The 25655-nt window shown below is 68.1% G+C and carries 25 protein-coding genes and 1 tRNA gene; 12 read left to right on the forward strand and 14 right to left on the reverse strand.

Annotation, left to right across the window (positions count from 1 at the left end):
- Positions 1-53: 53 nt before the first annotated feature.
- Positions 54-1628, reverse strand: a complete 1575-nt coding sequence (locus ACIQJ5_RS11485) for an ABC transporter substrate-binding protein (RefSeq protein WP_402843986.1) — start codon at positions 1626-1628, stop codon at positions 54-56.
- Positions 1629-1780: 152 nt separating this feature from the next.
- Between ACIQJ5_RS11485 and ACIQJ5_RS11490 the strand changes: the two genes are divergently transcribed.
- Entirely contained in the window at positions 1781-2677 is an 897-nt protein-coding gene (locus tag ACIQJ5_RS11490; protein ID WP_231091846.1) for a MurR/RpiR family transcriptional regulator, read from the forward strand.
- A 1-nt stretch (position 2678) separates the two neighbouring features.
- The gene (locus ACIQJ5_RS11495; protein ID WP_402843988.1) at positions 2679-3812 is read left to right on the forward strand and encodes an MFS transporter; all 1134 of its coding nucleotides are present in this window, start codon (positions 2679-2681) and stop codon (positions 3810-3812) included.
- 61 nt (positions 3813-3873) lie between these two features.
- On the opposite strand, the gene ACIQJ5_RS11500 is transcribed toward ACIQJ5_RS11495, so the two are convergent.
- Both ACIQJ5_RS11500 and ACIQJ5_RS11505 read right to left on the reverse strand, forming a co-directional pair.
- Positions 3874-4341 carry a RidA family protein gene (locus ACIQJ5_RS11500; protein WP_402843990.1) on the reverse strand — a complete coding sequence of 156 codons (468 nt, stop codon included), beginning with the start codon at positions 4339-4341 and terminating at the stop codon, positions 3874-3876.
- A 2-nt stretch (positions 4342-4343) separates the two neighbouring features.
- Positions 4344-4559: a DUF4177 domain-containing protein gene (locus ACIQJ5_RS11505; protein WP_231091843.1), complete on the reverse strand. Its 216-nt coding sequence runs from the start codon at positions 4557-4559 to the stop codon at positions 4344-4346.
- Positions 4560-4623: 64 nt separating this feature from the next.
- On the opposite strand from ACIQJ5_RS11505, the gene ACIQJ5_RS11510 reads away from it, so the two are divergent.
- The 5 genes from ACIQJ5_RS11510 (at position 4624) to ACIQJ5_RS11530 (ending at position 9951) form a co-directional block, all read left to right on the forward strand.
- Complete coding sequence (locus ACIQJ5_RS11510) at positions 4624-7197, forward strand: transglycosylase domain-containing protein (protein ID WP_402843992.1); 2574 nt, start codon at positions 4624-4626, stop codon at positions 7195-7197.
- 25 nt (positions 7198-7222) lie between these two features.
- A complete protein-coding gene (locus ACIQJ5_RS11515) occupies positions 7223-8161 on the forward strand; it encodes a metallophosphoesterase (RefSeq protein ID WP_402843994.1) in 939 nt (312 codons plus the stop codon).
- A 53-nt stretch (positions 8162-8214) separates the two neighbouring features.
- Positions 8215-8288 (forward strand) — tRNA-Pro (locus ACIQJ5_RS11520).
- 232 nt (positions 8289-8520) lie between these two features.
- A complete protein-coding gene (locus tag ACIQJ5_RS11525; RefSeq protein ID WP_402843997.1) occupies positions 8521-9150 on the forward strand; it encodes a Pr6Pr family membrane protein in 630 nt (209 codons plus the stop codon).
- A 33-nt stretch (positions 9151-9183) separates the two neighbouring features.
- Complete coding sequence (locus ACIQJ5_RS11530) at positions 9184-9951, forward strand: HAD-IIB family hydrolase (protein ID WP_402844000.1); 768 nt, start codon at positions 9184-9186, stop codon at positions 9949-9951.
- Positions 9952-10023: 72 nt separating this feature from the next.
- Here ACIQJ5_RS11530 and ACIQJ5_RS11535 read toward each other — a convergent pair whose 3' ends face one another.
- The 7 genes from ACIQJ5_RS11535 to ACIQJ5_RS11565 form a co-directional block, all read right to left on the reverse strand.
- Complete coding sequence (locus ACIQJ5_RS11535) at positions 10024-11382, reverse strand: alpha-hydroxy-acid oxidizing protein (RefSeq protein WP_402844003.1); 1359 nt, start codon at positions 11380-11382, stop codon at positions 10024-10026.
- Entirely contained in the window at positions 11382-12128 is a 747-nt protein-coding gene (locus tag ACIQJ5_RS11540; protein ID WP_402844005.1) for a FadR/GntR family transcriptional regulator, read from the reverse strand. The genes ACIQJ5_RS11535 and ACIQJ5_RS11540 overlap by 1 nt, the downstream gene beginning before the upstream one ends.
- Positions 12129-12318: 190 nt before the next feature.
- Positions 12319-12975: a thymidine kinase gene (locus ACIQJ5_RS11545; RefSeq protein ID WP_231091836.1), complete on the reverse strand. Its 657-nt coding sequence runs from the start codon at positions 12973-12975 to the stop codon at positions 12319-12321.
- Between the two features lie 229 nt (positions 12976-13204).
- Positions 13205-15295 carry a RecQ family ATP-dependent DNA helicase gene (locus ACIQJ5_RS11550; protein WP_402844008.1) on the reverse strand — a complete coding sequence of 697 codons (2091 nt, stop codon included), beginning with the start codon at positions 15293-15295 and terminating at the stop codon, positions 13205-13207.
- A gap of 50 nt (positions 15296-15345) precedes the next feature.
- Positions 15346-15792, reverse strand: a complete 447-nt coding sequence (locus tag ACIQJ5_RS11555) for a pyrimidine dimer DNA glycosylase/endonuclease V (RefSeq protein ID WP_402844011.1) — start codon at positions 15790-15792, stop codon at positions 15346-15348.
- Positions 15793-15947: 155 nt separating this feature from the next.
- A complete protein-coding gene (gene mqo / locus ACIQJ5_RS11560) occupies positions 15948-17405 on the reverse strand; it encodes a malate dehydrogenase (quinone) (protein WP_308070887.1) in 1458 nt (485 codons plus the stop codon).
- 101 nt (positions 17406-17506) lie between these two features.
- A complete protein-coding gene (locus tag ACIQJ5_RS11565; RefSeq protein ID WP_231091833.1) occupies positions 17507-18574 on the reverse strand; it encodes an aspartate-semialdehyde dehydrogenase in 1068 nt (355 codons plus the stop codon).
- A 174-nt stretch (positions 18575-18748) separates the two neighbouring features.
- Here ACIQJ5_RS11565 and ACIQJ5_RS11570 point away from each other — a divergent pair, with 174 nt between their 5' ends.
- The 4 genes from ACIQJ5_RS11570 (at position 18749) to ACIQJ5_RS11585 (ending at position 22241) form a co-directional block, all read left to right on the forward strand.
- Positions 18749-19699, forward strand: coding sequence for an ABC transporter ATP-binding protein (locus tag ACIQJ5_RS11570; protein ID WP_402844019.1), 951 nt, complete (start codon positions 18749-18751; stop codon positions 19697-19699).
- On the forward strand, positions 19696-20508 hold the full coding sequence (locus ACIQJ5_RS11575; protein ID WP_402844022.1) for an ABC transporter permease subunit: 813 nt from the start codon (positions 19696-19698) through the stop codon (positions 20506-20508). The genes ACIQJ5_RS11570 and ACIQJ5_RS11575 overlap by 4 nt, the downstream gene beginning before the upstream one ends.
- 42 nt (positions 20509-20550) lie before the next feature.
- The gene (locus ACIQJ5_RS11580; RefSeq protein ID WP_402844024.1) at positions 20551-21573 is read left to right on the forward strand and encodes an LLM class flavin-dependent oxidoreductase; all 1023 of its coding nucleotides are present in this window, start codon (positions 20551-20553) and stop codon (positions 21571-21573) included.
- A 176-nt stretch (positions 21574-21749) separates the two neighbouring features.
- A complete protein-coding gene (locus ACIQJ5_RS11585; RefSeq protein ID WP_402844027.1) occupies positions 21750-22241 on the forward strand; it encodes a hypothetical protein in 492 nt (163 codons plus the stop codon).
- 69 nt (positions 22242-22310) lie between these two features.
- On the opposite strand, the gene ACIQJ5_RS11590 is transcribed toward ACIQJ5_RS11585, so the two are convergent.
- A complete protein-coding gene (locus tag ACIQJ5_RS11590; protein ID WP_402844030.1) occupies positions 22311-22769 on the reverse strand; it encodes a GNAT family N-acetyltransferase in 459 nt (152 codons plus the stop codon).
- A gap of 67 nt (positions 22770-22836) precedes the next feature.
- Between ACIQJ5_RS11590 and ACIQJ5_RS11595 the strand changes: the two genes are divergently transcribed.
- Positions 22837-23145: a YciI-like protein gene (locus ACIQJ5_RS11595; RefSeq protein WP_402844033.1), complete on the forward strand. Its 309-nt coding sequence runs from the start codon at positions 22837-22839 to the stop codon at positions 23143-23145.
- 14 nt (positions 23146-23159) lie between these two features.
- Here ACIQJ5_RS11595 and ACIQJ5_RS11600 read toward each other — a convergent pair whose 3' ends face one another.
- From ACIQJ5_RS11600 to ACIQJ5_RS11610, 3 genes are all read right to left on the reverse strand, one after another.
- A complete protein-coding gene (locus ACIQJ5_RS11600) occupies positions 23160-23537 on the reverse strand; it encodes a RidA family protein (protein WP_231091826.1) in 378 nt (125 codons plus the stop codon).
- Between the two features lie 62 nt (positions 23538-23599).
- On the reverse strand, positions 23600-24178 hold the full coding sequence (locus ACIQJ5_RS11605; protein WP_402844036.1) for a hypothetical protein: 579 nt from the start codon (positions 24176-24178) through the stop codon (positions 23600-23602).
- A 143-nt stretch (positions 24179-24321) separates the two neighbouring features.
- Complete coding sequence (locus tag ACIQJ5_RS11610; RefSeq protein ID WP_231091811.1) at positions 24322-25608, reverse strand: aspartate kinase; 1287 nt, start codon at positions 25606-25608, stop codon at positions 24322-24324.
- Positions 25609-25655: the final 47 nt, after the last annotated feature.

Genomic DNA, 25655 nt, shown 5'->3' on the forward strand with positions numbered 1-25655 from the left:
GGTTCATGCGAACGTGCGGGGCGGGCGCGATGCCCGCCCCGCACGACGTCGGATCAGTTCAGGCCGGTGGTGCGCAGCGACTGCAGCGAGCCGTTGGCCATCGGGGTGAAGCCGGTCACGTTCGACGTGGTCGCGGTGTAGGTGTAGCTCGTGAACATCCAGATCCACGCCGCGTTGTTCTCGAGCTCGTCGGAGACCTGCGCGTAGATCTTCTTGCGCTCGGCGGGGTCGCTCGTGGCCTTGCCGTCGGCGAACAGCTTGTCCAGCTCGGGCGAGCTGTAGCCGGCCACCTGGTTCAGGTTGCCCGTGCTGGTGAAGTAGCGCGAGTACATGCCGTCCGGGTCCGGGCGACCGCCGTTGAGGGCGACCGCCGCGTCGAAGTCCCCGGCCTTCCAGCGCTCGACATACGCACCGGACTCCAGGACATCGAGCTTCAGCGTGATGCCGGCGTCGGCCAGCTGCGACTTCAGGTTCTGCGCCTCGTTGACCGACGTAGCGTACTCGCCCTGCGACACGATGGTGGTCAGCTCGACGCCGCCGGACTTGCCAGCCTTCGCCAAGTATTCCTTGGCCTTGTTCAGGTCGCGCGTGGGGCAGGGCCGCGCCTCCGGGTCGGAGCGGTACGCCGGCGACGTGATGGGGCCGGTCACTTCGCCCTCACCGAGTGCCGCGGTGTCCAGCACCTGCTGGCGGTCGACGGCGCACTGGATCGCGAGGCGGACGTTGACGTCGGAGACGGCGTCCTTGTGCGCGTTGAGCTGGAGTGCGTGGTAGCTCAGCTGCGGGGTCTTCTCCACCGTGATGCTGCCGGTCTCGGCGGTCTGTGCCACCAGCGGGTCGTTGAACACGGCGAACTGGACGTTGCCGGACTGCATCGCAGAGACGATCGAGGACTCGTCGGGGATCACGCGGAACTCCACCGAGTCGAGCACAGCCTTGTCGCCCCAGTACGCCTCGTTTCGCTTGAGCGTGATGGACTGGCTCGGCGTACGGCTGTCGAAGCTGAACGCGCCGGTGCCGTTGGGCTTGGTCTCCAGGGAGGACTCGGCGTCATCGCTGGAGAGCATCGCCATGTTGACCACGGCGAGGTTCGCGAAGAGGGCCGCATCCGGCGACTTCATCGTGAGCACGACCGTGCTCGCGTCCGGCGCCTCGACGGCGGCGACCGATGCCAGCGAGGCTGCGGAGACGGCGGCGGTGTCGGGGTTCATGATGGCCTCGAGCGAGTGCTTCACATCAGCGGAATCGAACGTGCTGCCGTCGGCGAAGGTGACACCGCTGCGCAGCGTGAACGTGACGGTGAGGCCGTCCTCGGAGACGTCCCACTTCTCCGCGAGGCCCGGCACCACGTTGAGGTCGGCGTCGAACTCGGTGAGGGTGCCGTAGAGGTTCTGCAGGACGTTGACGGCCTGGAACTGCGTGGCCTTCCACGGGTCCAGCGTGTCGGGGTCACTGGTGACACCGATCACGAGCGCTCCCCCCGCTGCGGCGCTGCCGCTGTCCTCGGGCGCCGAGCTCGGCGAGGTGCCACCGCCACCGGAGGTGCAACCGGTGACGATCAGTGCCAGCGCGGCCGCCAGGCCGGTCGTGGCGAGGGTGACGCGCATCCGGCGCGATCCTGCGTTCATGAGGACTCCTCTTCAGATGCCTCGTCTGGCGATGAGTGCTGTGCCGCCGGGAGAGCATCGGTGATCTCGATTGGCACAAAAGTACACCAGAACGTTCCCAGATGAAACTTTTTTCCATTCACGATAGTGTCATGCCGGAAAGAGGAGTTCCGATGAGCCCAACGACCGCCCGCGACGATGCGAGCGCGACCACCGTCCTCGTCCGCATCCGGGCGATGATGCCCGAACTTCGCCCCACGGAGAAACGGATCGCCGACTTCTTCCTGAGCGATCCGCTCACGGCGGCAGAGACCTCGGTCGGCCTGATCGCCACCGCCTGTGACACCTCCACGACCTCGGTGATGCGCTTCGTGCAGCGCCTCGGCTACGCGCACATGAAGCAGCTGCGGGCAGATGTGCTCGCCGCCAGCGTGAGCGAGCGGCTGGTAGCGGAGAGGCTGACCGAGGCGCGTGGCGACATCGAACGCGACGACAGCATGGACGACATCGTCGCGAAGGTCTCGCTGGCCGAGACCCTCTCGATCGCGGACACGGCGCGCACTCTCGACACCACGGAGCTGGCGCGCGCCGTGGAGATCGTCGCGCGCGCCGCGCGTGTGGACATCTTCGGAATCGGTGCGAGCGCCTTCATCGGCCTCGACCTGCAGCAGAAGCTCAATCGCATCGGCCGCACGGCGCTGTCGTGGAACGACGCACACGCCGCGTGGACGTCAGCGGCGACCTATGGCCCGTCCAGCGTTGCGATCGCGGTGTCCCACTCCGGCAACACCAGCGACACGGTCGAGTATCTGGCGCTCGCCCGCGCCCGTGGCGCCGTCACCATCGCGATCACCAATCATGCCGGCTCCCTCCTCGCCCAGCAGGCGGACATCGTCCTCACCACGGCGGCGCGTGAGACGGGGTTCCGCTCCGGTGCTCTGGGCAGTCGCATCGCTCAGCTGATGGTCGTCGACTGTCTCTTCATCGGTGTCGCGAGCTCCGACTACGACGCCTCGATGAGTGCGCTGCACTCCACCTACGACGCCATCCAGCGCATGCGCAGCCGCTGACGTGAACGCCCGTACCGCGGTCTATCTCTCCTTCGCCGGGCTCGGCATCACGACGGCCACCTTTCCCGCCCTCATTCCGGCCCGGGCCGCCTCTGACGGCGACCTGGTGCTGCTCGCGGCACCGATGCTCTTCCTGGGTCTGCTGATCGGCGTGCTCGTCACCACCGCGGTCGGCGCACGCATGCGCCCGACGGCGATGGCGGCCATCGGCTCCGTTGTGCAGGCGACGGCGCTCATCGCGGTGCCGATCACCCCCGGCCCCATCGGGTTCGTCGCCGCGGCCGCGATCGGCGGTCTCGGCTTCGGCATCTCCGAGGCCGCGGGCAACCTCGTGGCGCGCGCCGCGGCGCAGACCACGGGAACGGCCGGGCTCCTTGCCCGCCTCACCGGCGTGGTGGCGATCGTGGCGGCCACGGTGCCGCTGCTCTTCGCCGTGGCGCACGCGGAGCCGTGGCGGATCTCGCTGATCGGCGTCCTGGCGGCGGCCCACGCTCTCACCGCGGTGCTGCTGTGGCGCTCGGTGCTGCCCGATGCGCGTCCCACCCTCGCCGCCGGGCGCCTCTCCCACCGCGGCACCCTCGTGATCGTCGCCATCGCTCTCGCCCTGTTCGTGGGCGTGGAGAGCGTTTTTGCAGGCTGGTCGGCGGTGTTCGGCGAGCGGCTGGGCGGCCTGGCGCCCACCACCGCGTCGATCGGGACGACCGCGTACTGGGGTGTGGTCGCCGCAGGTCGCTTCGGTTTCGCCGCACTGGTGCACCGCGGGCATCCGCCGCGGCGCACCTTCATCATCGGCATGGCCGCCGCGACGGTGCTGCTCGGCGTCGCGGCCCTGCTTCGCGACGTAGCCCCGATCGCGGCTCTCGTGTGCATCGCCGTCGTCGTCGCGACTGTCGCCACCGGGTACGCGGCACTCGTCGGGATCGGACTGGACACGGTCACCGATGCCCAGGCCCCTCGCGTGGTGGGAGTCCTGGTGGCGTGCGGGGCCATCGGCGGAACCCTCATCCCGGCCGTACTGCTCGTGGGCACGGGGGATCCCACGGCCGTGGCGACGCTGCTGATCTGTTCCGCACTCAGCGCGACCGTCGCCATCGCGGCCGCGGTGGTGTCCCACCGGCTGCATCGCAGTTCCTGAACACCGTACGCCGCAGCCGGCTCCCCCTCAATGAGCGGGAGCCGGCGCAGTGGACGAGTCGTCAGGCGACGGTGAAGACCACCTCGACCTCGACGGGTGCGTCGAGCGGCAGCACAGGAACACCCACGGCGGAGCGGGCGTGCACGCCAGCATCGCCGAAGATCTCGCCGAACACGACCGAGGCTCCGTTGATGACCCCCGGCTGCCCGGTGAACTCCGGCACGGAGGCGACGAAGCCGGTGAGCTTGAGGACGCCCGTGATGTTGTCGACACCACCCACGATCGCGGCGGCCGCAGCGAGGGCGTTCAACGCGGACTGACGCGCGTACGACTGGGCGTCGGACGCCGGAACCAGCCCGTGCCCCTCCCCTACCTTGCCGGTGGCGGGAAGCGCGCCCGAGACCATGGGAAGCTGGCCCGACGTGTAGACGAGATCGCCGTGACGAACCGCCGGGACATAGGCGGCGACGGGGGCTGCGACCGGGGGCAGCTCGATGCCGAGCTCGGCGAGGCGTGCGGAAACGGTCATGCTCACTCCTGGAACTGCTGGGCGGCCTGCGCGGCGGAGGCGAGGCCGGTGTTGGCGGGTGCCGCGTCGGTGACGGGGCGCTTGAAGTAGCCGACGAGACCACCCTCGGGCCCGGTCACCACCTGCACCAGCTCCCAGCCCTGCTTGCCCCAGTTGTTGAGGATGGCTGCGGTGTTGTGGATGAGCAGCGGCGTCGTCAGGTATTCCCACGTGGTCATTGAAAGCTCCGAATGCGGCGAACGAGAGGCCGTCCTCACAGGGAGCGGCATTAGCATCTAGCCTATGCCTCGAACCAAACGCACGGCCAGCGGCGTCGTCGGCGGCCTTCTCGGCCTCGTCGGCCTCAGTGCCATCGCCGGTGTTCTCGTCACCGCGACCGTCACGCCCGCCATCGCCGTCGGCGGCACCGCGGCCAAGGGTGCCATCTCGATGTTCAACGAGCTGCCCCCCATGCTGCAGATCGACACCGCGATGCTGCCGTCCACGTTCTACGCCAAGGATCCCGCCAGCGGGCAGTACGTGGAGATGGCGAAGTTCTACGAACAGAACCGCGACCCCGTGACGCTGGATCAGGTCGCGCCTGTGATGATCGATGCGCTGCTGTCCAGCGAGGACAACCGCTACTTCGCCCATGGCGGCGTCGACCTCACCGGCACCACCCGCGCCGTGATCTCCACGCTGCTCAAGCAGGGAACGTCGGGCGGCTCGTCCATCACGCAGCAGTACGTGAAGAACGTGCTGCTGCAGCAGTGTGAGCGAGAGACCGCCCCCGGCGACACAGAAGCTCTGGGCGCGTGCTGGGACGACTACGCCGGCCAGGAAGGCCTGGACGGCATCGAGCGCAAGCTCCGCGAGATGCGCTACGCGATCACGCTGGAGCAGCAGTACAGCAAGGAGGAGATCCTCCTCGGCTACCTCAACATCGCCTCCTGGGGTGGGCTGACGTACGGGATCGAGGCCGCCGCCCAGCGCTACTTCAGCGTCTCCGCGGCGAACCTCAACCTGAACCAGGCGGCGACCCTCGCCGGCATGGTGCAATCGCCCAACAACTACCGGCTGGATCAGCCCGAGAACGAGGTCAACGGCGCCGCCGATGGCTACTCCGTCACCAAAGAGCGCCGTGACAGCGTCCTCGGCCGCATGATCCACGACGGCAAGATCACCCAGGAAGAATACGATGCGGCCCTGGCCGCGCCGATCGAGCCGGTGATCCAGGAACTGAAGAAGGGTTGTGCCACTGCCGCCGGTGCCGAGTACTTCTGCACCCTGGTGCAGGAGAGCATCCTCTCCGACCCCGCTTTCGGCGCCGAGCAGGAGGACCGGGAACTCCTCCTCAACCGCGGTGGGCTGAAGGTCTACACGACGCTGGACTGGAACCTGCAGTCGCGTGCGAACGACGCCATGCACTCCCTGGTCCCGGCCTACATGGACACGATTCAGGTGGGATCGTCCGGCCTGAACATCGAGGCGTCGACCGGCCGTGTGCTCAGCCTCACGCAGAACACGAACTACGACCCCGAGGGCGCCGCGCCCGGGACCTCTCCACAGGTGTGGGCGGGTGATTATCGCTGGGGTGACTCCAGCATCGGTTTCTCCGTCGGTTCAACCTTCAAGGTGTTCACGCTGATCGACTGGCTCGAGAAGGGCAAGTCGCTCAACGAGCAGCTCGACGGCCGCTACCGGAAGAACTTCACCTCCCACTGCGGCGATGACACCATCACCGGCACCTCCGAGAACTTCGCGAGCAACCCCGGATACCGTGGCACACCCCTCAAGTTCACGAGGGACTCCCTCAACTCCGGCTTCTTCGCCATGGCGGAGCAGTTGGACGTGTGCGAGATCATCGACGTCGCCAAGCGCTTCGGCGCCGTTTTCGGTGACCCGGCCCGCGACTTCGACAAGGTGCTGTTCACCCTGCTCGGCTCCGGCAACGTCTCGCCGCTCGGCATGGGCGGGGCATACGCCGCACTGGCCAACGGAGGCGTCTACCACAAGCCGCGCCTCATCGACAGCGTTCAGAACGCTGACGGTTCGGAGATCGACCTCGGCATCAACCCCGACGGAACGCGGGTCACGACGCCGGAAGTCGCCGCGACCGCGCTCTTCGCGCTGCGAGGTGTCATGGAAGGCGGCACGGGAGACCGAGGCAACCCCTACGACGGCACGATGGTGGGTGGAAAGACGGGAACACACGAGTCCCAGCAGACGTGGCTGATCCAGACCAGCTCCCGTGTGACCAGCGTCGCCTGGGTGGGTCAGTACAACGGGGATGTCCCCGTCGAGCACACCTGGGTCGATCAGGCCGGCATGATGCTCAACGACATCCGCTATTACCTCGGCCGCGACCTGCAGGCCGCCGCGGACCAGTTCTACCCCGCCCCGGACTTCCCGGCACCGGATCAGAACCTCATCCGCGTCGTCCTCAAGGACCTCCCCAACGTCGTCGGCATGACCGTCGATCAGGCAACGAAGGTCCTGGAGGATGCGGGATTCCAGGTCTCGGTCGGAACCCCGGTCGACGCCGATGAGGCGGCCGGCACGATCACCGCGCAGGACCCGGGGGCGGGCAGGGCTGCAGGCGGCACGCTCGTGACCATCACCCCGAGCACCGGCAAGGGCAAGCCCGACAACACGAAGGGCAACGTCACGATCCCGGATGTGACCGGACAGTCGTTCCAGAAGGCGATCCAGGCGCTGCAAGGGGCCGGGTTCACCAACCTCGCGCAGACCTGCACGAGCGATCCCAACGCCCCGGGGGGCGGAACGGTGACCAGCACGAGCCCCGCCGCCAATACGAAGGCGAAGCCGGATACCCAGGTGGTCATCATCTACTCCGCGAAGAACTGCAACGGATGACCATGACAAGGAGCACCGCCTACTGATGCGATCCGCAGCACGCCAGGCCCTCACCGCCCTCGGGGTGGTGGGGGCCGCTGGCGCCGCCGCCCTCACGTGGGGCATCGGCATCGAACGCCATCTGTACACCCTCCGCCAGCACACCGTCGCGGTGCTGCCCGACGGATCCGACCCTGTCCGCATCCTGCACATCTCTGATGTCCACATGGCGCCGTGGCAGGTGCGCAAGCAAGCGTGGCTCGCCTCGCTCGCATCGCTGCGTCCTGACCTGATCATCGACACCGGCGACAACCTCGGCCACGAGGATGCCCTCCGCGGCATCCGGGCAGCGTTCGCCGGTTTCGCGGGCGTGCCCGGAGCCTACGTCTACGGCTCGAACGACGTCTTCAGTCCGGCACCGCGCAATCCGTTCCGGTACTTCACGGGTCCGTCGAAGTTCATCGAGGACGCCCCGCGGCTCGACATCGAGGGGCTGGACTCCTTCCTCTCGGACGGCCTCGGCTGGAACAGCGTCGACAATGGCGCGACCTCCGTGGAGATCCGCGGGCACCGCATCGACATCATCGGCACGGGTGATGCTCATCGGCAGTGGGACCGTCTCGACGAACTGCCCGGGCACGCGGCCGCGCTACGCGCGCAGGAGTCCAGCCTCCCCCGCCTCACCATCGGCGTCACCCACGCACCGTACCGGCGCGTGCTCGACGCGTTCGCCTCCGAGGGCGCCGACATGATCTTCGCCGGGCACACCCACGGCGGGCAGATCCGGATCCCCGGCGTGGGCGCCCTGGTGGCGAACTGCGACATCCCGCTGTCGCAGTCCCGCGGCCTCAGCTCGTGGCCGTCCGCGACACGCCCGATCCCGCTCAACGTCAGTGCAGGACTCGGACACTCGATCTACGCGCCAATCCGCTTCGCGTGCCGTCCCGAGGCCTCGCTCATCACGCTCGTGCCCCGAAAAGGGTGACTTTGGTCAAGACCACCTCCCCCGATCAGGTAGACTGAATGAGTTGTCATCAACGGGGTGTGGCGCAGCTTGGTAGCGCGCTTCGTTCGGGACGAAGAGGCCGCAGGTTCAAATCCTGTCACCCCGACACAATCGCCGAAGGGCCGGTTCATCAGGACCGGCCCTTCGGCGTTTCTGCTCGTGCCTCTCGCCGTCGCAGCACCCGGTCCCGCTCGCGGGAGGGTTCGTGTGGATAATGGCAACCGACGTCTCGAACCCTGTGGGGGAATCATGCATGCGTTGATGACCGGTGCTCGGGCACTCGCCCGCACGACATGCTGCGCTTTGCTCGCTCGAGCCGTCGACGCGGGCGGTCTCCCGTGAACCGGCCTCCCCGGACGGCAGTCGCCGTCGCCCGGGTCTCGGTCGGCCTGGTCGTGCTCGGTGTCCTCACATACACGTTCGGTCTCCTCTCCTCCACGCACCGCATCTCACTGGTCGACTACTTCGGCTTCTTCACCAATCTGACCAGCCTTCTCACCGCGCTCGTGCTGGTGGCGACCGGTGCGACGGCACTTCTGCGACGGAGCACACCGCTCGCGCTCACACTCGCGCGCGCCGTGGCCACGGCGTGCATGATCCTCGTGGCGGTCATCTACAACCTGCTGGTGCCGGGGACGGGGGCCGCGCCGCCGTGGGTGAGCGCCGTGCTGCACGTCGTCCTGCCGGCCCTGATGCTCGTGGACTGGATCGTGATCCGCGATCACCCCGGCATTCGGTGGAGGCACTTCTGGCTACTCCTCCCCTACCCGGTGGTGTGGCTCGTCGTGGTCCTGATCCGCGGTGTCACCGACGGGTGGGTGCCGTACGGGTTCCTGCTCCCGGAACGCGGCTGGCCGAGCATTCTGCTGACCTCGCTCGGCCTGCTCCTCGCGCTTGCGGGGGCGGGTGCACTGGTGTGGGCGGTGCGTCGATCCCCATCCGGCCATCGTTCAGACCCCGCTGGATAAACTGGGCACCGCTCACACAAAGGAAGAACTGCCGTGCCTGCACCGAAGCTCGTCGCCTTCGATCTCGACGACACCCTCGCTCCGTCGAAGTCCCCCGTGGACCCGCGCATCGCTCAGTTGCTCGTCGAGCTGGCGGAGCGCGTCGAAGTCGCGATCATCTCCGGCGGACAGTGGGAGCAGTTCCGCAACCAGGTGCTCGCGCACCTGCCCTCGACATCCGCTGCGGTCCTGGACCGTATGCACCTGATGCCCACCTGCGGCACCCAGTACTTCCGTCACGACGGTTCGTCCTTCACGGCCGTGTACGCCGACTACCTCACCGACGACGAGAAGGAGCGCGCGATCGCGGCACTGCGCTCTGAGGCGGAGCGGCTCGGGCTGTGGGAATCCAGTCCGGCCGGTGACGTGATCGAGGACCGCGGCTCCCAGATCACCTTCTCGGCTCTTGGCCAGCAGGCCGCTCTCGCCGACAAGAAGGCCTGGGATCCCACGGGCGCGAAGAAGTCCGCCCTGCGTGAGGCCGTCGCCGCCCTGCTTCCGGATCTCGAGGTCCGTTCGGGCGGCTCCACATCCATCGACATCACCCGCATCGGCATCGACAAGGCGTACGGGATGACGCGGCTGTCCGAGGCCACCGGTATCGCGTTCGCCGACATGCTCTTCTACGGCGACCGCCTCGACCAGGGCGGAAACGACTATCCGGTGCTGTCGCTGGGCGTACCCGCCCGCGCTGTCGAGGGATGGGAAGACACCGCCGCGCACCTCGATGCTCTGCTGCTGGAACTTCCGGTGCGGGTCTGAGACGCACTCGAAACGCTCACGGCGATGCGAAGGGCCGGACGGGAGATCCCGTCCGGCCCTTCGCATGCGGGCTCAGCTTGCGGCGACGTCCTTCGCCTTGCTCGCTTTCGCGGGTGCTTTGACCGAACGCGCCGGCTTGTTGGCGGGAACGGTGCGCGGCTGGTGCGCGGTCATCGCCTCGGCAACATCGGCGAACGGCTTCGCGATGGGCTGCAGGCGGGACAGCTGCGTGACGTGCTTCGGGCTCAGCTCCTCGATGGTCGCGGCCTCCAGCAGCTTCATCGTGCGCTCGATCTCGCTGCCGAGGATCGAGATGGTCTTGTCGACACCGCGGCGGCCACCGGCCATCAGCCCGTACAGGTACGCGCGACCGACGAGCGTGAACTTGGCGCCCAGCGCGACGGATGCCACGATGTCGGCACCGTTCATGATCCCGGTGTCCACGTGGATCTCCATGTCGGAACCGAGCTCCTTCACCACGTGCGGCAGCAGGTGGAACGGGATCGGGGCACGGTCGAGCTGACGACCGCCGTGGTTGGACAGCACGATGCCGTCCACGCCCTTGTCGGCGAGCAGCAGCGCGTCCTCCACGGTCTGCACACCCTTCACCATGATCTTGCCCGGCCACAGCGAGCGGATGATCTCCAGATCGTCGAAGGAGATCGTGGGGTCCATCGCGGCGTTGAGCAGGTCGCCCACGGTGCCGCCGGTGGAGGAAAGCGACGCGAACTCGAGCTTCGGGGTGGTGAGGAAGTTGATCCACCAGGCCGGACGCGGGATCGCGTTGATGACCACGCCGGGTGTGAGCTGCGGCGGGATCGAGAAGCCCGCGCGCTTGTCTCGCAGACGAGCGCCGGCGACGGGGGTGTCCACGGTGAAGAAGAGGGTGTCAAAGCCTGCCGCGGCGGCGCGGCGCACCAGATCGTAGGAGACCTCGCGGTCGCGCATCACGTACAGCTGGAACCAGTTCCGGCCCGTGGGATTGTTCGCCTTCACATCCTCGATGGACGTGGTTCCGAGGGTCGAGAGCGTGAACGGGATGCCCGCGGCGCCCGCGGCTCCAGACCCGGCGATCTCGCCCTCGGTCTGCATCATCCGCGTGAAGCCCGTGGGCGCGATGCCGAACGGCATCGACGACGTTCCACCGAGCACCTGGGTGGTCATGTCGACCTCGGGCACGTTGCGCAGGATCGACGGGTGGAACTCCACGTCCTCGAATGCCTGCCGCGCGCGTGCGAGGGACAGCTCGCCTTCGGCCGCGCCCTCGGTGTAGTCGAAGGGGGCGCGCGGGGTGCGACGCTGTGCGATCGTGCGGAGGTCTGCGATCGTGAGCGCCTTCTCGAGGCGACGATCGGTGGGGTTGAGGGTGGGCTTCTTGAACCGCATGAGCTCGGCGAGCTCGATGGGGTTCGGGAACTGGCGCTTGACCATCAGGCGCTTTCCTCTCGCTGTGCGGTGTCTGTGTGGTGGGGGTCGAGGGAGATCGCGGCGTAGTAGCCGGCGATGTGATCGTGTGTGCGGGTCGATGCCGCGTCGGCGTCGCCGTCGCGGATCGCGGCCACGATGCCGCGGTGCTCCGCACGCAGGCGAGCCGCCATCGCGGGCCAGTCCGCGAGGCGAGCCGCGCCATCGCGCACGTAGGTCTCGATGCTGTGACGCAGCCCCGCCATGGTCGCAATGATGACCTGGTTCCCCGCGGCTGATGCCAGAGCGAGGTGGAATGCAGCGTCGAGGGCGAGGAATTCCTCCGCGGTGACATCGGGGGCGTCCATGGCGTCCAGCAGCGCTAGTGCTGCGGACAGGTCTCCCCCGCGGGCAAGGTCGCCGGCGACGGCCGACTCCAGCAGCAGTCGGGTGCGGACGATATCCGCGACCCGGAACCCACTGGCTGCCACCTGCAGGCGCATCAGGGCGCTCATGCCGCCCTCCGGGGTGGCGACGATGATCGCTCCCGCGTTCGGGCCGGACCCCGTGGCGGTGCGGATGAGGCCCATGACTTCCAGCACACGCAGCGCCTCTCGCACGCTGGAGCGACCCACGCCGAGTTCTGCCGACAGGATCCGCTCGCCGGGCAGCCGGTCACCCGGGACGAGATCGCCGGACAGCAGGCGCGACTCGACATGCTCGATGACGCTCTGCCACGCCTTCGGCGCAGCCTCGCCGGTGTTCTCGCTCATCCTCGCCCCGTTGCTCGAACGCCGCTCCCGCGGTCGCCACTGTGGTCCGACCACAGCGTATCACTGTGGTCGGACCACACACAACGGCGCCGATACGCGCGCCGCACGCCGAAAGACCCCGGCACACCCGGCGCCGCGGGGCCTCTCGGACGGGCCGGGGTTTCCCGGCGTGGAGTGAGGGGGGCGAGGATCAGGAGGCGAGGACGCCGCCGGACTCCTCCAGGTAGCAGGAGCCGCACAGCGACTCGTAGGTGACGAAGTGCTCGTCGCGAACGTCCGCGGTCGCGGCGTCGATGGCCACCTGATCACCGTCGAACACGAACCGGCCGTCGATCACGCGACCGTTGAAGACGGCCTTGCGCCCGCACCGGCAGATCGTCTTCAGTTCCTCCAGCGAGTGCGCGATCTCCAGGAGCCGTCGGGATCCGGGGAACGCGGCGGTGCGGAAATCGCTGCGAATTCCGTATGCCAGTACCGGGATCCCGTCCAGGACCGCAATGCGGAACAGGTCATCGATCTGAGCGGGAGTGAGGAACTGCGCCTCGTCCACGAGCACGCACGCGATGTCGCCGACTCCGCCCGGGATCAGCGCCTCCGCGGCCTGCGCGCGGTGCCGCTCACGGTACTCGCGCACCACGGCCCGCGCATCGTCATCCGCATGCAACAGGAAGTCGACGTCACGGGTCATACCGAGGCGGGACTCGATCTGTCCGGCGCCCTTGGTGTCGATGGCCGGCTTGGTCAGCAACACGGCCTGACCGCGCTCCTCGTAGTTGTACGCGGCCTGGAGCAGTGCGGTGGACTTGCCGGAGTTCATTGCTCCATAGCGGAAGTAGAGTTTGGCCACCGGAAGAGTCTACGGACTCGGACCGATGCCCGCGGTCCGAGTCCGGCGCGCAGGGCGAGTGTGCCGCCCCGGGATGCTCGGGACGACGGCGAAGGCCTCAGAAACGAACGTCCGGCAGGACACCGTGAGGAGCGCAGCCGTCCGGAACGACGCCGTCAGACGCGCAGCCGTCCCGCACACAGCCGTCCCGCACACAGCCGCCCGCGCACAGCCGCCCCGCGCGCGGCCGTCAGGCGCGCAGGGCGAGCGTGAAGGGCAGTACGCGGGTGGCGCCCGCCGCGCGGAGCGCAGAGGAGGCGACCTGCAGCGTCCAGCGGCTGTCGGCGATGTCGTCGACGAGCAGCACCGGCCCCGCGGGGACATCGAGGCTCGCGGCGTCCAGCGTCCCCCACACGCGCGACAGGCGGAAGGCGCTGTTGCCGCCCGTCTCGGATGGCGCACCCACCGCCGTGGTGGCAAGCTCCCCGAGATATGGCAATCGCCCCAGCCCCGCGAGACCATGCGCGAGCGACGCCACGAGTTGCGGGCGAGTCCGCGACGGTACGGAGACCACGGCAACGGGTCGCTCCGCCCACGGCCACTCCCCCAGCACTCGCGCGCAGGCCTGGAGCACGGCCGGTTGCAGGGGTGCATCTGCGGCCCCCGCGGCGAAGATCTCACGCAGGGTGTTGCCCCAGCCGAGGTCGGTGAGACGGGCAAGCGCACGACCCTCGTCGTACCGTTCGTCCACCGGGATACGACCGGACAAACTCAGCCCCAGAGAGGCCATGCCGGTGGGCCACTGAGCGCGCGGCTCAATGACGGCGCCGACCCGGTCCATCGCGGTGCGTGCCTCCTCCGCCGCGAAGGAGGCGACCTGCGCGTCGATCCATGTGCCGGCACAGTTGTCGCATCGTCCGCAGGGCGCTGCGGTGGCGTCATCGAGGGCGCGCTGCAGAAACATCATGCGACATTCGTCCGTGCGCTCGTAGGCGAGCATGGCTTCCTGCTCCGCGCGGCGGGCGGCGGCGATTCGCCCATAACGCTCGGCGTCGTAGGCCCACGGCTGGCCGGTGCCGACCCAGCCGCCCTGCACCCGCCGGACGGCACCGTCCACATCCAGCACCTTGAGGAGGAGTTCGAGGCGGGAGCGCCGGATATCCACCCGCGCCTCCAGCGCCGGCGTGGACAGCGGCGCATCGCCGAGAGCGGAGATCACACGTTCCGCACGCTCCTGGTCGGGCATGGACGAGGTGGCGAAATACTCCCAGATCGCCGTGTCCTCCGGCCCGGGCAGCAAGAGGACATCGGCACGATCCGTGGCACGACCCGCGCGTCCGACCTGCTGGTAGTAGGCCACCGGTGAGGACGGCGCGCCGAGGTGCACCACGAAGCCGAGGTCGGGCTTGTCGAATCCCATACCCAGTGCCGACGTGGCGACGAGTGCCTTCACTTCGTTGCGACGCAGCTTCTCTTCAAGCTCCTCCCGCTCTTCCACGGGCGTCTGACCGGAGTAGGCGTAGGCGTCGATGCCGGCAGCGCGCATTGCCCGCGCCGTGTCTTCCGCCGCGGCGACGGTGAGGGTGTAGACGATGCCCGATCCGGACAGCTCACCGATGTGGGTGATGAGCCAGGCGAGGCGCGTGACCGCGTCGGGAAGGCGCAGCACACCGAGTCGCAGCGATGCCCGTGCGAGCGGTCCGCGGATGGTCAGCACATCGGTGTCGGTGGTCTCCATCTGCTCCGCGATGTCTGCGACCACCCGGCTGTTGGCCGTGGCCGTGGTGGCCAGCACCGGGACCGCAGGATCGAGATCCGCGATGAGGTCGCGCAGGCGCCGGTAGTCGGGGCGGAAGTCGTGCCCCCAGTCGCTGATGCAGTGCGCCTCGTCCACCACCAGCAGCCCCATGCGGCGGACGAGAGACGGCAGCTGGTTCTCGCGGAACGCGGGGTTGTTCAGCCGCTCCGGCGAGACCAGCAGCACGTCGATCTCGTCGTTCTCCAGCGCTGCCGACACGGTGGCCCATTCGTGGGCGTTGGTGGAGTTGATGGCCACCGCGCGCACCCCGCTGCGCTGGGCGGCCGCGATCTGGTCTCGCATGAGCGCGAGCAGCGGAGAGACCAGGACAGTCGGTCCGGCACCGCGCTCGCGCAGCAGGGCCGTGGCCACGAAGTAGACGGCGGATTTTCCCCACCCGGTGCGCTGCACCACCAGGGCACGGCGGTGCCCGTCCACGAGAGCCTCGATCGCCTCGAACTGCCCGTCGTGGAAGTCCGCATCCTCCCGCCCCACGAGGGAGCGCAGGATTCGACGGGCCGCCTCACGGGTGTTCTCGCTCATCACTCCACCCTGCCACGGGCCACCGACATCGGCGGGTCCAGGAGAGGCGCCTACGCCGTGGCCGCGCCGAGCGGGACGCCGCGCTCCCACGACTCGATCGGGCCGGGGATCGTGACGAATGACGGAGCGGCCGCGGGGTCGGCGAGTCTCGGCAGCCACTCGGGATCCCGCACGATCACCTTGGTGCGCAACCACTCCAGTTCATACGCAAGCTGACCCTCGGTCACCGGAATTCGCGGGTTCTCCGCGTCTGCGACGCCGATGCGGGTCGCATCGAAGCGGTAGCCGCGCGCGGTCGCCTCGACCTGCAGCGCCGTGAGGAAATGAGCGATCGCTGCGGCCGGATCACCCGCGCCACGAAATCGTTCCAGCTGAGGGTGGCGGGTGTACCCGCGCGTCCCTCCCGCGAGAACCTTCTGCGCCAGCAGTCCTTCACGCCAGCACGCGATGAGCGCGGCCCGGTCGAGGATGGACGGATGCAGAGACCAGAGGCGCATGGATCGAGCCTACTAGCCGCCGCCAGACGTACCCGCCGCCAGACGGAGCCGCCGACAGCAGCAGTTCCTGAGACCACACCGTTCGGTGGTCTCAGGAACTGCATGTCAGCGCCGCGATGTCGGAAGATCGTGAGACCACCCACGACGGGCGCGCGTCAGGCGGAGAGGCGCAGCGTCTCGGCGGTGGCGGCGAACTCGGCGGCGGCCGCCTGCGGGTTGCCGTTGAGCTTCTCGCCGTAGCTGGGGATCAGCTTCTTCAGCTCCGGCTGCCACGCCTCGATGCGGTCGGGGAAGCACGTCTTCAGCAGATCCAGCATGATCGAGACGGCGGTGGAAGCACCGGGCGAGGCACCGAGCAGACCGGCGATCGATCCATCCTGGTGGGCGACCACCTCGGTACCGAACTGGAGCTTGCCGCCCTTCATCACCTGAGCGCGCTGACCGGCCTGCAGGAGCTTCCAGTCGGAGTCCTTCGCGGTGGGCATGAATTCGCGGAGGCTCTCCACCTTGCGTCGGTGATTCTTCGCCAGCTCCGACACCAGGTACTTGATCAGGCCGAAGTTGGTGAAGGCCACCTTGAGCATGGAGAACAGGTTGCCGAAGCGCACCTGCGTGACGATGTCCGTGAACCGGCCCTTCTTCAGGAACTTCGGCGTGAACGTCGCGAACGGGCCGAACAGCAGGCTGGTCTCGCCGTTGACCACACGGGTGTCCAGGTGCGGCACCGACATGGGGGGCGCACCGACGGCAGCCTGCGAGTAGACCTTGGCCCGGTGCTGGGCGACGATCTCGGGGTTGCTGGTCATCAGCCACTGGCCGCCGATGGGGAAGCAGCCGTATCCCTTGATCTCGGGAATGCCCGAGTTCTGGAGCAGCTTGAGCGCCCATCCGCCCGCGCCCACGAACACGAAGCGCGCCCGGATCTCACCGGGAGTCTTGCCCAGCGAACGGCGGTAGCTGATGCGCCAGGTGCCGTCCTTCATGCGCTTGAGGCTCTTCACCTCGGTGTTGGTCTGGAGGGTGGCGCCCTTCTCGACCAGGTTGGCGAACATCTGGCGCGTGACCTCACCGAAGTCCACGTCGGTGCCGCTGGGCACACGGGTGGCCGCGAAGGGCTCCCCCGCAACGCGCTTCTGCATGAGCAGCGGCGCCCACGTGTTGATCACGCGCGAGTCGGTGGAGAACTCGATGCCCTCGAAGAGCGGCTGCTCCTTGAGGACCTCGTAGCGGCGGCGGAGGTAATCCACGTCCTTCTCACCACGGACGAAGGTCATGTGCGGTGCCGTGTTGATGAACGAGGACGGATCGTGCAGCACCCCGCGCTCCACCAGGCTGGACCACAGCTGGCGGCTCTGCTGGAACTGCTCGTTGATGCTGATGGCCTTGGCCGGGTCGAGGGACCCGTCCTTGCCCTCGGGCATGTAGTTCAGCTCACACAGGGCGGAGTGTCCGGTGCCGGCGTTGTTCCAGGCGTTGGAGCTCTCCTCGGCGACTTCGCTCAGTCGCTCGAAGACGGTGATCTTCCAGTCGGGCTGCAGCTCCGAGAGGAAGGTGCCCAAGGTGGCGCTCATCACGCCACCGCCGATGAGGACGACGTCTACGGTTTCGGTCACCAGACAAGTCTAGGCCGGGATTGACCCTCGCTCTGCCAGTGTGTGCATGACGAAGGCGCCGGTGGGGCGGACGAATGCCGCCCGCCTCACCGGATGACGGCTCAGGAGAGGTTGCCGGCGACCACTTCGGCGATCTGCACCGCGTTCAGTGCCGCCCCCTTGCGCAGATTGTCGTTCGAGACGAAGAGCACGAGGCCCTTGCCTTCCGGCGCGGACTGGTCCTGGCGGATACGACCCACGTAGCTCGGGTCGTTGCCTGCGGCGAGCAACGGGGTCGGGATCTCCTCGAGCGCGACTCCGGGGGCGGAGGCCAGGATGTCGCGAGCGCGGTCCGGGGTGATGTCCTCGGCGAACTCGGCATGGATCGAGAGCGAGTGACCGGTGAAGACGGGCACCCGGACACAGGTGCCCGCAACGAGCAGGTCGGGGATGCCGAGGATCTTGCGGCTCTCGTTGCGGAGCTTCTTCTCCTCGTCGGTCTCGTTGTCGCCGTCGTCGACGAGGTTGCCCGCGAACGGCAGCACGTCGAAGGCGATCGGCGCCACGTACTTGTCCGGCTGCGGGAAGTCGACCGCGCGACCGTCGTGGACGAGGTTCAGCACCTTCTCCGGCCCCTGGGCGAGCACTCCCTCGACCTGGCCGAACAGCTCCTGCGCACCCGCGAGACCCGATCCGGACACGGCCTGGTAGGTGGAGACGATGAGCCGCTGCAGCCCCGCCGCCTCATGCAGCGGCTTGAGCACCGGCATCGCGGCCATGGTGGTGCAGTTGGGGTTGGCGATGATGCCCTTCGGCGGGTTGACCGTGGCCTCGGGGTTGACCTCGCTGACGACCAGCGGAACCTCCGGGTCCATACGCCAGGCGCTGGAGTTGTCGATGACGACGGCACCGGCCGCGGCGAATCGCGGGGCGTGGGCGCGGGATCCGGTGGCGCCGGCGGAGAACAGTGCGATCTCCACACCGGCGGGGTCTGCGGTCTCGACGTCCTCCACGATCACGGTCTGGCCACCGAACTCGATGGCAGTGCCTGCGGAACGAGCGGTGGAGAACAGACGCAGCTCACGAATCGGGAACGCACGCTCGATGAGGATCTCGCGCATCACGGTGCCCACCTGGCCGGTGGCTCCCACGATGGCGACGGAGTACCCGGAATCAGAGATGCGCGTCATGTCGTGTCCTTCGAATGGGGGACGCGCGCAAACGCACGCGCCCAGCGTTCGGCGTACGTTGCCGTTTGGGCGATCTTACCCGCGAGCCGGAGCCGTCACGGCCCGTGTGACCCCGATCGACATCGTCGTTCGATTAGTTATAGTTGAAATAGAACCAAATCGAGGGAGCCGGCCATGAGCGAGACCGTCATCGCCACACGCGAGCTGGAAAAGAAGTACGGCGAGCGCACCGTGGTGCGGGGGCTGGATCTCCACGTTCGACCCGGGCGTGCGTACGGCTTGCTCGGGCCGAACGGGGCCGGGAAGACCACGACCCTCCGACTCATCACCGGCCTGATCGCTCCCACCGCCGGGACCGTCTCCGTGTTCGGCGAGCAGCTCACGCCGACGAATGCAGACCGGCTCCGCGAGCGCATCGGGGTGCAGACGGATACGGAGCTGTACGCCACGCTGACCGCTCGCGAGAACCTGGAGGTGTGGGGCGGCTTCTACGGCCTCCGCCGCTCCGAGCTGCGCCGCCGTGCCGACGAGGTCCTGGAGATGATGTCCCTGAGCGATCGTGCTTCCTCCGCCGTCGGCTCGTTCAGCAAGGGCATGCGCCAGAAACTGGCCGTGGGACGTGCTCTTCTGCCGCGCCCTCACCTGCTGTTCCTCGACGAGCCCACCGCGGGCCTGGACCCGGAGGCGACGGAGGACCTCATCGCCGATCTCACAACCCTCATGCGCGATACCGAACTGACCGTGGTGATCTGCACACATCAGCTGGCGGGGCTGGATGCCCTCTGCTCCGACGTGGGCGTGCTGGTCGGCGGAGCGCTGGTGGCACAGGGCGATATCGACGAGCTCATCGCCCGCCGGTGGCCGACGACCACCGTACGCATCGACGTGGCCGGCGACCCCGCCGTCGCGGCCGCCCTCGTTCCCGGTGCGGCCCTGACGCCCACCGGTATCGCGGTGCAGGCCGCTTCGGATGCGGACACCGAGCGGGCAATCGCCGCGCTCGCCGCGGCAGGGGTGCGCATCCACGCGGCCGTTCCTCAGCGGCCCACCGTGCAGGATCTCTACTTCGCCACGGTCGATGATGCGCGTCGCAGCTCGATCGACTCCGGAAAGGCCGTCGCATGAACCGCCAGCGGGTGCTGACTCTCGTCCGCAAGGACTTCCTCGAAGTGATGCGCAACAAGCAGGCCCTCGCCCCGATTCTCGTGGTGCCGCTGATCCTCGTGGTGCTCATCCCCTCGGCGGTCATCCTGCTGGGCGGCAACCCGGCACTGCTGTCCTCCATCAACGGCGTTCGTCCGTTTCTGGAGAACCTTCCCGCCGGGTTCGTGCCAGACGGGCTGAACACGCAGCAGACGGTGATCTACGCGGTCATCGTGTTCTTCATGGCGCCGATGTTCCTGCTCATTCCGATCCTCGTGGCGTCCGTCACTGCGGCCTCGGCGTTCGTCGGCGAGAAGGAACGGCGAACGATCGAGGGCCTGCTGTACACCCCGCTCACGGATCGGGAGCTGGTGCTCGGCAAGGTGATCGCATCCCTGATCCCCTCCGTCGGCGTCGCCTGGACGTCATTCGTGATGTACACGATCGTGGTCACGGTTCTCGGCGGGCCCGTGATGGGCGGCGCGTTCTTCCCCACCGCCACCTGGTACGTCGTCATCCTGCTCCTCGTGCCCCTGGTGGCCGTGCTGGCGATCGCCCTCATCGTCGCGGTGTCGGGGCGATCCACCACGATGCAGGGGGCGCAGGGACTGGCGGTCCTGGTGATCCTGCCCGTCCTCGCGCTGATCGTGGGCCAGGCGACCGGCCTGATGCTCTTCGACCTGTGGGTCGCACTCATCGCGGCTGGCGTGCTGCTGGTCGTGGACGTGATCGTGTTCGCCCTCGTGGTGCGCTCGGTCAGCCGTGAGCGGATCATCACCCGCCTCGGCTAACGGATCGGGAATGAAGCCGAGATCCATTCGGTTGCATCGACCATGAAGAACATCGGATTCCTGTCGTTCGGGCACTGGACCGACCATCCCGACTCCGGCACGCGATCAGCCTCCGACGTGCTGCACCAGTCGATCGACCTCGCGGTCGCGGCTGAGGAGATCGGCGCGGACGGTGCGTACTTCCGGGTGCACCACTACGCTCAGCAGCTGGGATCCCCGTTCCCCCTGCTGGCCGCGATCGGTGCGAAGACCTCGAGCATCGAGATCGGAACCGGCGTGATCGACATGCGGTACGAGAACCCGCTCTACATGGCGGAGGATGCAGCGGCGGCCGATCTCATCTCCGACGGCCGACTGCAGCTGGGCGTGAGCCGTGGCTCACCCGAACAGGTCATCGACGGCTGGAAGCACTTCGGCTACGGCGCCCCGGAGGGCATGACGATGGCCGACGTCGCGCGCCAGAACACCGAGGTGTTCCTGCAGGTGATCGACGGCGCGCGCTTCGCCGAGCCGAACCCCCGACCGATGTTCCCGAACCCGCACGGCGGCCCGCTGGGTATCCAGCCCCAGTCCCCGGGTCTGCGCGATCGCATCTGGTGGGGAGCCGGCTCCAACGCCACGGCGGAGTGGGCCGCGCGCGCCGGTATGAACCTGATGAGCTCCACCCTCAAGGACCACGAATCCGACGAGCCGTTCCACGTGCAGCAGCGCCGTCAGATCGAGCTCTTCCGCGATGCGTGGAAGGAGGCGGGGCACGAGCGCACGCCTCGCGTCTCGGTGAGCCGCTCCATCTTCGCGCTCACCACCCCGGAGGATCACCGCTACTTCGGCCTCAACCGCGAGAAGCACGACCAGATCGGCTACATCGACTCGGGGCAGGCCATCTTTGGTCGCTCCTACGCGGCCGAGCCGGAGACGCTGATCGCCGAGCTCGCAGAGGACGAGGCGATCGCCGCCGCGGACACCCTCCTGCTCACGGTTCCCAACCAGCTCGGCGTCGCATACAACACCCATGTGATCGAGTCGATCATCCGCGACGTCGCGCCCGCCCTCGGCTGGCGCTGACCCACGTGGTCCCTGGGCGACGTCCGCCCGGGGACCACGGACGCGACGCCGGCGAGAGGTGCTCCTCCGCCCTCCCGCGACCCCTCCCGTTGTCCACAACTCTCCCCTCGTCGCACCAACGCCGCATCAGGTCCACTATCGTCGCAGGGCACACGGCGACCAGATATGAGGCATGGATGCGCGACATCTCAGCGGGCGGCGACATCGTGAACTCGACGATCACCGAGATCGTCGGACACAACCCTTCGGTCGAGATCCTGCAACAGCCGGCCCAGGAACTAGCGGAAGCCGAGCGCGGATCGCGTCTCATCGTGCGACACGAGCGGCTCAGGCGTGCGCGCCGCGCCGTGATCTTCGGCGTCATCGCCCTGGCGGCGTTCGGCATGGCCGGCGTGCTGGGCTACTTCTGGCTCTTCCGGGGCGGCGAGCTGTCCTTCAACGACCTCGTTCGTGACGGCTCCAACATCGCCATCGCCGCCCTCGTCTCAACACTCGTCGCAGCGCTCGCCGGCGCCGTGACAGCCGGCCTTTCCCTCCGGCAGAGAATCCCGAGGGGAGCAGAGACGCTGAATGTCGAGCGCCTGCAGACGATCTCGCTTCGATGGGATGAGCTACGAGCACTGGGGCTCCCGAAAGCTGACATGAAGGCGCTGCGCCGGCGGCGCTAGGACGCTGCGCGACGCCCCAAGATCCACGGATCACCGCGGCGGGCACCCGGACGGGGGCGAAACTCCCCCTCAGATCTCGCGCGTGAGGTAGACGCTGTTCGGGTCGTCCCGGTAGCTGCCGAACGGACCGCACTCGAGGAACCCGGCACGCAGGTACATCGAACGCGCGGCGACGAAGAAGTCGTCGCTGCCCGTCTCCAGTGACACGGTGCTGACGCCGCGGCTGCGGGCATCGTCCAGCGCGAACTCCAGCAGAGCACGTCCGATGCCCTGCCCCCGGCGAGCAGGGTCCGAGCGCATGCTCTTGAGCTCTTCGTGGCCCTCTTCGAGGGCCGCAAGAGCGACCGTGCCGACCACGGCGTCCTCGTCCACGGCCGTCCAGACACGCACGCCCGGAGCCTGCAGCCCGGTGAGATCCAGCGCGTGTCGGCTCTCCTCCGGAGCGGTCGGCTCCAGGTCGCGCAGGTGCTCCTCCAGGAACGCGATCACTCGGGTGTCGGTCAGATCCGCGGGCACAATGGTCACCATGACCTCCAGTAGATCACCGCGCGCGCTCCGGCGCGAAACCCGGTGATCCGCCGACGAAAGGCAAGCCATGCACGCCGTGCTCCAGTACACGTATGCCGACGACTACCTCACTTCCCGCGAAGCGCATCGGGCCGCTCACCTGGCCTACGCCTGGGAAGCGGCGCAACGGGGAGAGCTGCTCGTCGGTGGCGCCGTCGGCGAAGTCCCCGCAACGGGGCTCATCATCTTCCATGGCGACAACGCCCTCGACGACGCTCGCCGCTTCGCCAGGGCGGATCCCTACGTGCACGCCGGCGTCGTCGTGGCCTGGACGGCCGAGCCGTGGACCACCGTGGTGGGTGACATCGCGGCGACACCGGTTCACCCGCACCCGTGAGCGGGTGATGCGGCTCAGCCCGTCACGGAGACGACAGCATCGATCTCGATGTCGAAGCCGCGCAGGGCCGCCTCGATAGTGGTGCGCGCGGGAAACGGCTCGATCAGGTACTCCTTCGCCAGCTCATTGAACTCGGCGAAGTCGTCCAGATTGCGCAGGTATACACCGATCCGCACCGCGCGATGCAGGGAGGATCCGGCTGCCTGGGCCACGGTCTCCAGATTCTGGAAGGTGCGGTGCACCTGATCGGCGAACGTCTCGCCGACGCGCTGCCCGTGTTCGTCGAAAGGACCCTGGCCCGCGAGGAACGCCAGGTCCCCGGCCACGACGGCCTGCGAGTACGGCCCCGCGGGCGGGGGTGCCTGCTCGGTCACGATCTTGGTCCTGCTCATCTTCGTTCTCCTCTTCTCTGAATCTGGTGGTCGTCTTCTCGGAATGTGGTCGTCGCCGGGGGTCAGTGCCGGGCGAGGACCGGCCACAGCCCGGTGACGACGTCGTCCTCCGTGACGACGATCCGGTGGTGCATGTTCACGGCACCGCACGCGTGGTTCGGCCGGATCCTCACGATGTCTCCCACCCGCGGATCATCTGCGCCCCGCAGGAACCCGTGTTCTTCGTGGCCGGTGGCCACCACGCCGCCGCCGGCCGAGACCATGCCGAGGGCATCGGTGGCGGAGGTGCCGAGAGAGACGATGGCCCCCGTGTCCATCTGCGCCGCGAGCAGCCGGAAGGTCACGGACTTCTGCGCCGACGCCGCATGTGTGCACGTCATGCGCGTGTGCGCCGATGTGCTGGCGTCGGTCAGGCGCACCGCGCGATTGCTCGCCGGCGCACCGGCGAGGGCCGCAGGCTGAACGGTCACGTCCCCCACGACCGTGCAGCCGGTCGGCGCTGCGCCGACGGTCTCGCCGTCGAACGAGCGCACGGCGCCGACGAACGGCGCCGCTGTCGCGGGCGCTGCGACGCTGAGCCCCAGCGCCAGGGCGGTCGTCGCGACGAGCGTCGCGATCACCCGCGGAAAACGGTTCGGCATCTTTGCCTCCTCCTCCGAGACCGGCCCGTCGCCGGTCGGTGCTGGGGAAGCTAAAGTGACCCGCCGTTCCATGTCAATTCATGGAACGGTGAACGACGAAGGTCCGAGCACCCAGAGGGCCCGGACCTTCGGGAACGGTGTCGTCAGCGACCGGTGCCGGCGTAGACCGTGGCCTCGCCGTCGGCGTCCAGTCCGTAGGCGGTGTGCACCGCCGCGGCGGCAGAGGCGATGTCGGAGGCGCGCAGCACCACCGAGATGCGGATCTCGCTGGTGGAGATCATCTCGATGTTGACGCCCGCCTTGCTCAGCGCCTCGAAGAGCGTCGCGGAGACGCCCGAGTGGACGCGCATGCCCGCTCCCACCACGGAGAGCTTGCCGATCTGGTCGTCGTGCAGCAGGTTCTCGAAGCCCACAGCGTCCTTCTCGCCCTGCAGCGCGCGGATCGCCGTTGCTGCGTCGGCCTTGGGGAGCGTGAACGAGATGTCGGTACGACCGGTGCTGGCCGCCGACACGTTCTGCACGATCATGTCGACGTTGGCGCCGGACTTGGCGACGATGGTGAAGATGTCAGCGGCCTTGCCTGGCACGTCGGGAACACCGACCACGGTGACCTTGGCCTGGCTCAGATCGGTGGCGACACCGGCGACGACGGGCTCTTCCATTGCATCTCCCTCAGCAGCGCGCGGGCTCTTCATGCCCTCGCCAAGAACGTAGGTTCCCTCGTTCGAGGAGAACGAGGATCGGGCGTGGATCAGCACGCCGTGACGGCGCGCATACTCGACGGCGCGGATGTACAGCACCTTGGCGCCGTTCGCGGCGAGCTCCAGCATCTCCTCGCTGGAGACGGTGTCGAGCTTGCGGGCGTGCGGGACCACACGCGGGTCGGCGGTGAAGATGCCGTCCACGTCACTGTAGATCTCGCACACATCGGCGTCGAGCGCCGCGGCGAGTGCGACGGCGGTGGTGTCGGATCCGCCGCGACCCAGCGTGGTGATGTCACGGGTGTCGCGATTGAAGCCCTGGAACCCGGCGACGATGACGATGGCGCCCTCGTCCAGAGCCTCGCGCAGGCGCACGGGTGTGACGTCGACGATGCGTGCGGCGCCGTGGTGGGCGTCGGTGATCATTCCAGCCTGGCTACCCGTGAAGGAACGTGCCTCGAAGCCCATCGAGTGGATCGCCATGGCGAGCAGGGCCATCGAAATCCGCTCACCCGAACTCAGCAGCATGTCGAGTTCGCGCGGAGCGGCGATGGGGGCCACAGCGTTCGCGAGGTCGAGGAGCTCATCGGTGGTGTCGCCCATCGCGCTGACGGCGACCACGACATCGTGTCCGGCACGACGCGTGTCCACGATCCGCTTGGCCACCCGCTTGATGCTCTCCGCGTCGGCGACCGAGGATCCGCCGTACTTCTGCACGATCAACGCCATGGGGCAACTCCTGTGAATGTTGAGCGATCTGCTCACCGAATCACCAG

The organism is Microbacterium sp. GXS0129, from assembly GCF_044769785.1.
Classification (GTDB): Bacteria; Actinomycetota; Actinomycetes; order Actinomycetales; family Microbacteriaceae; genus Microbacterium; species Microbacterium nymphoidis.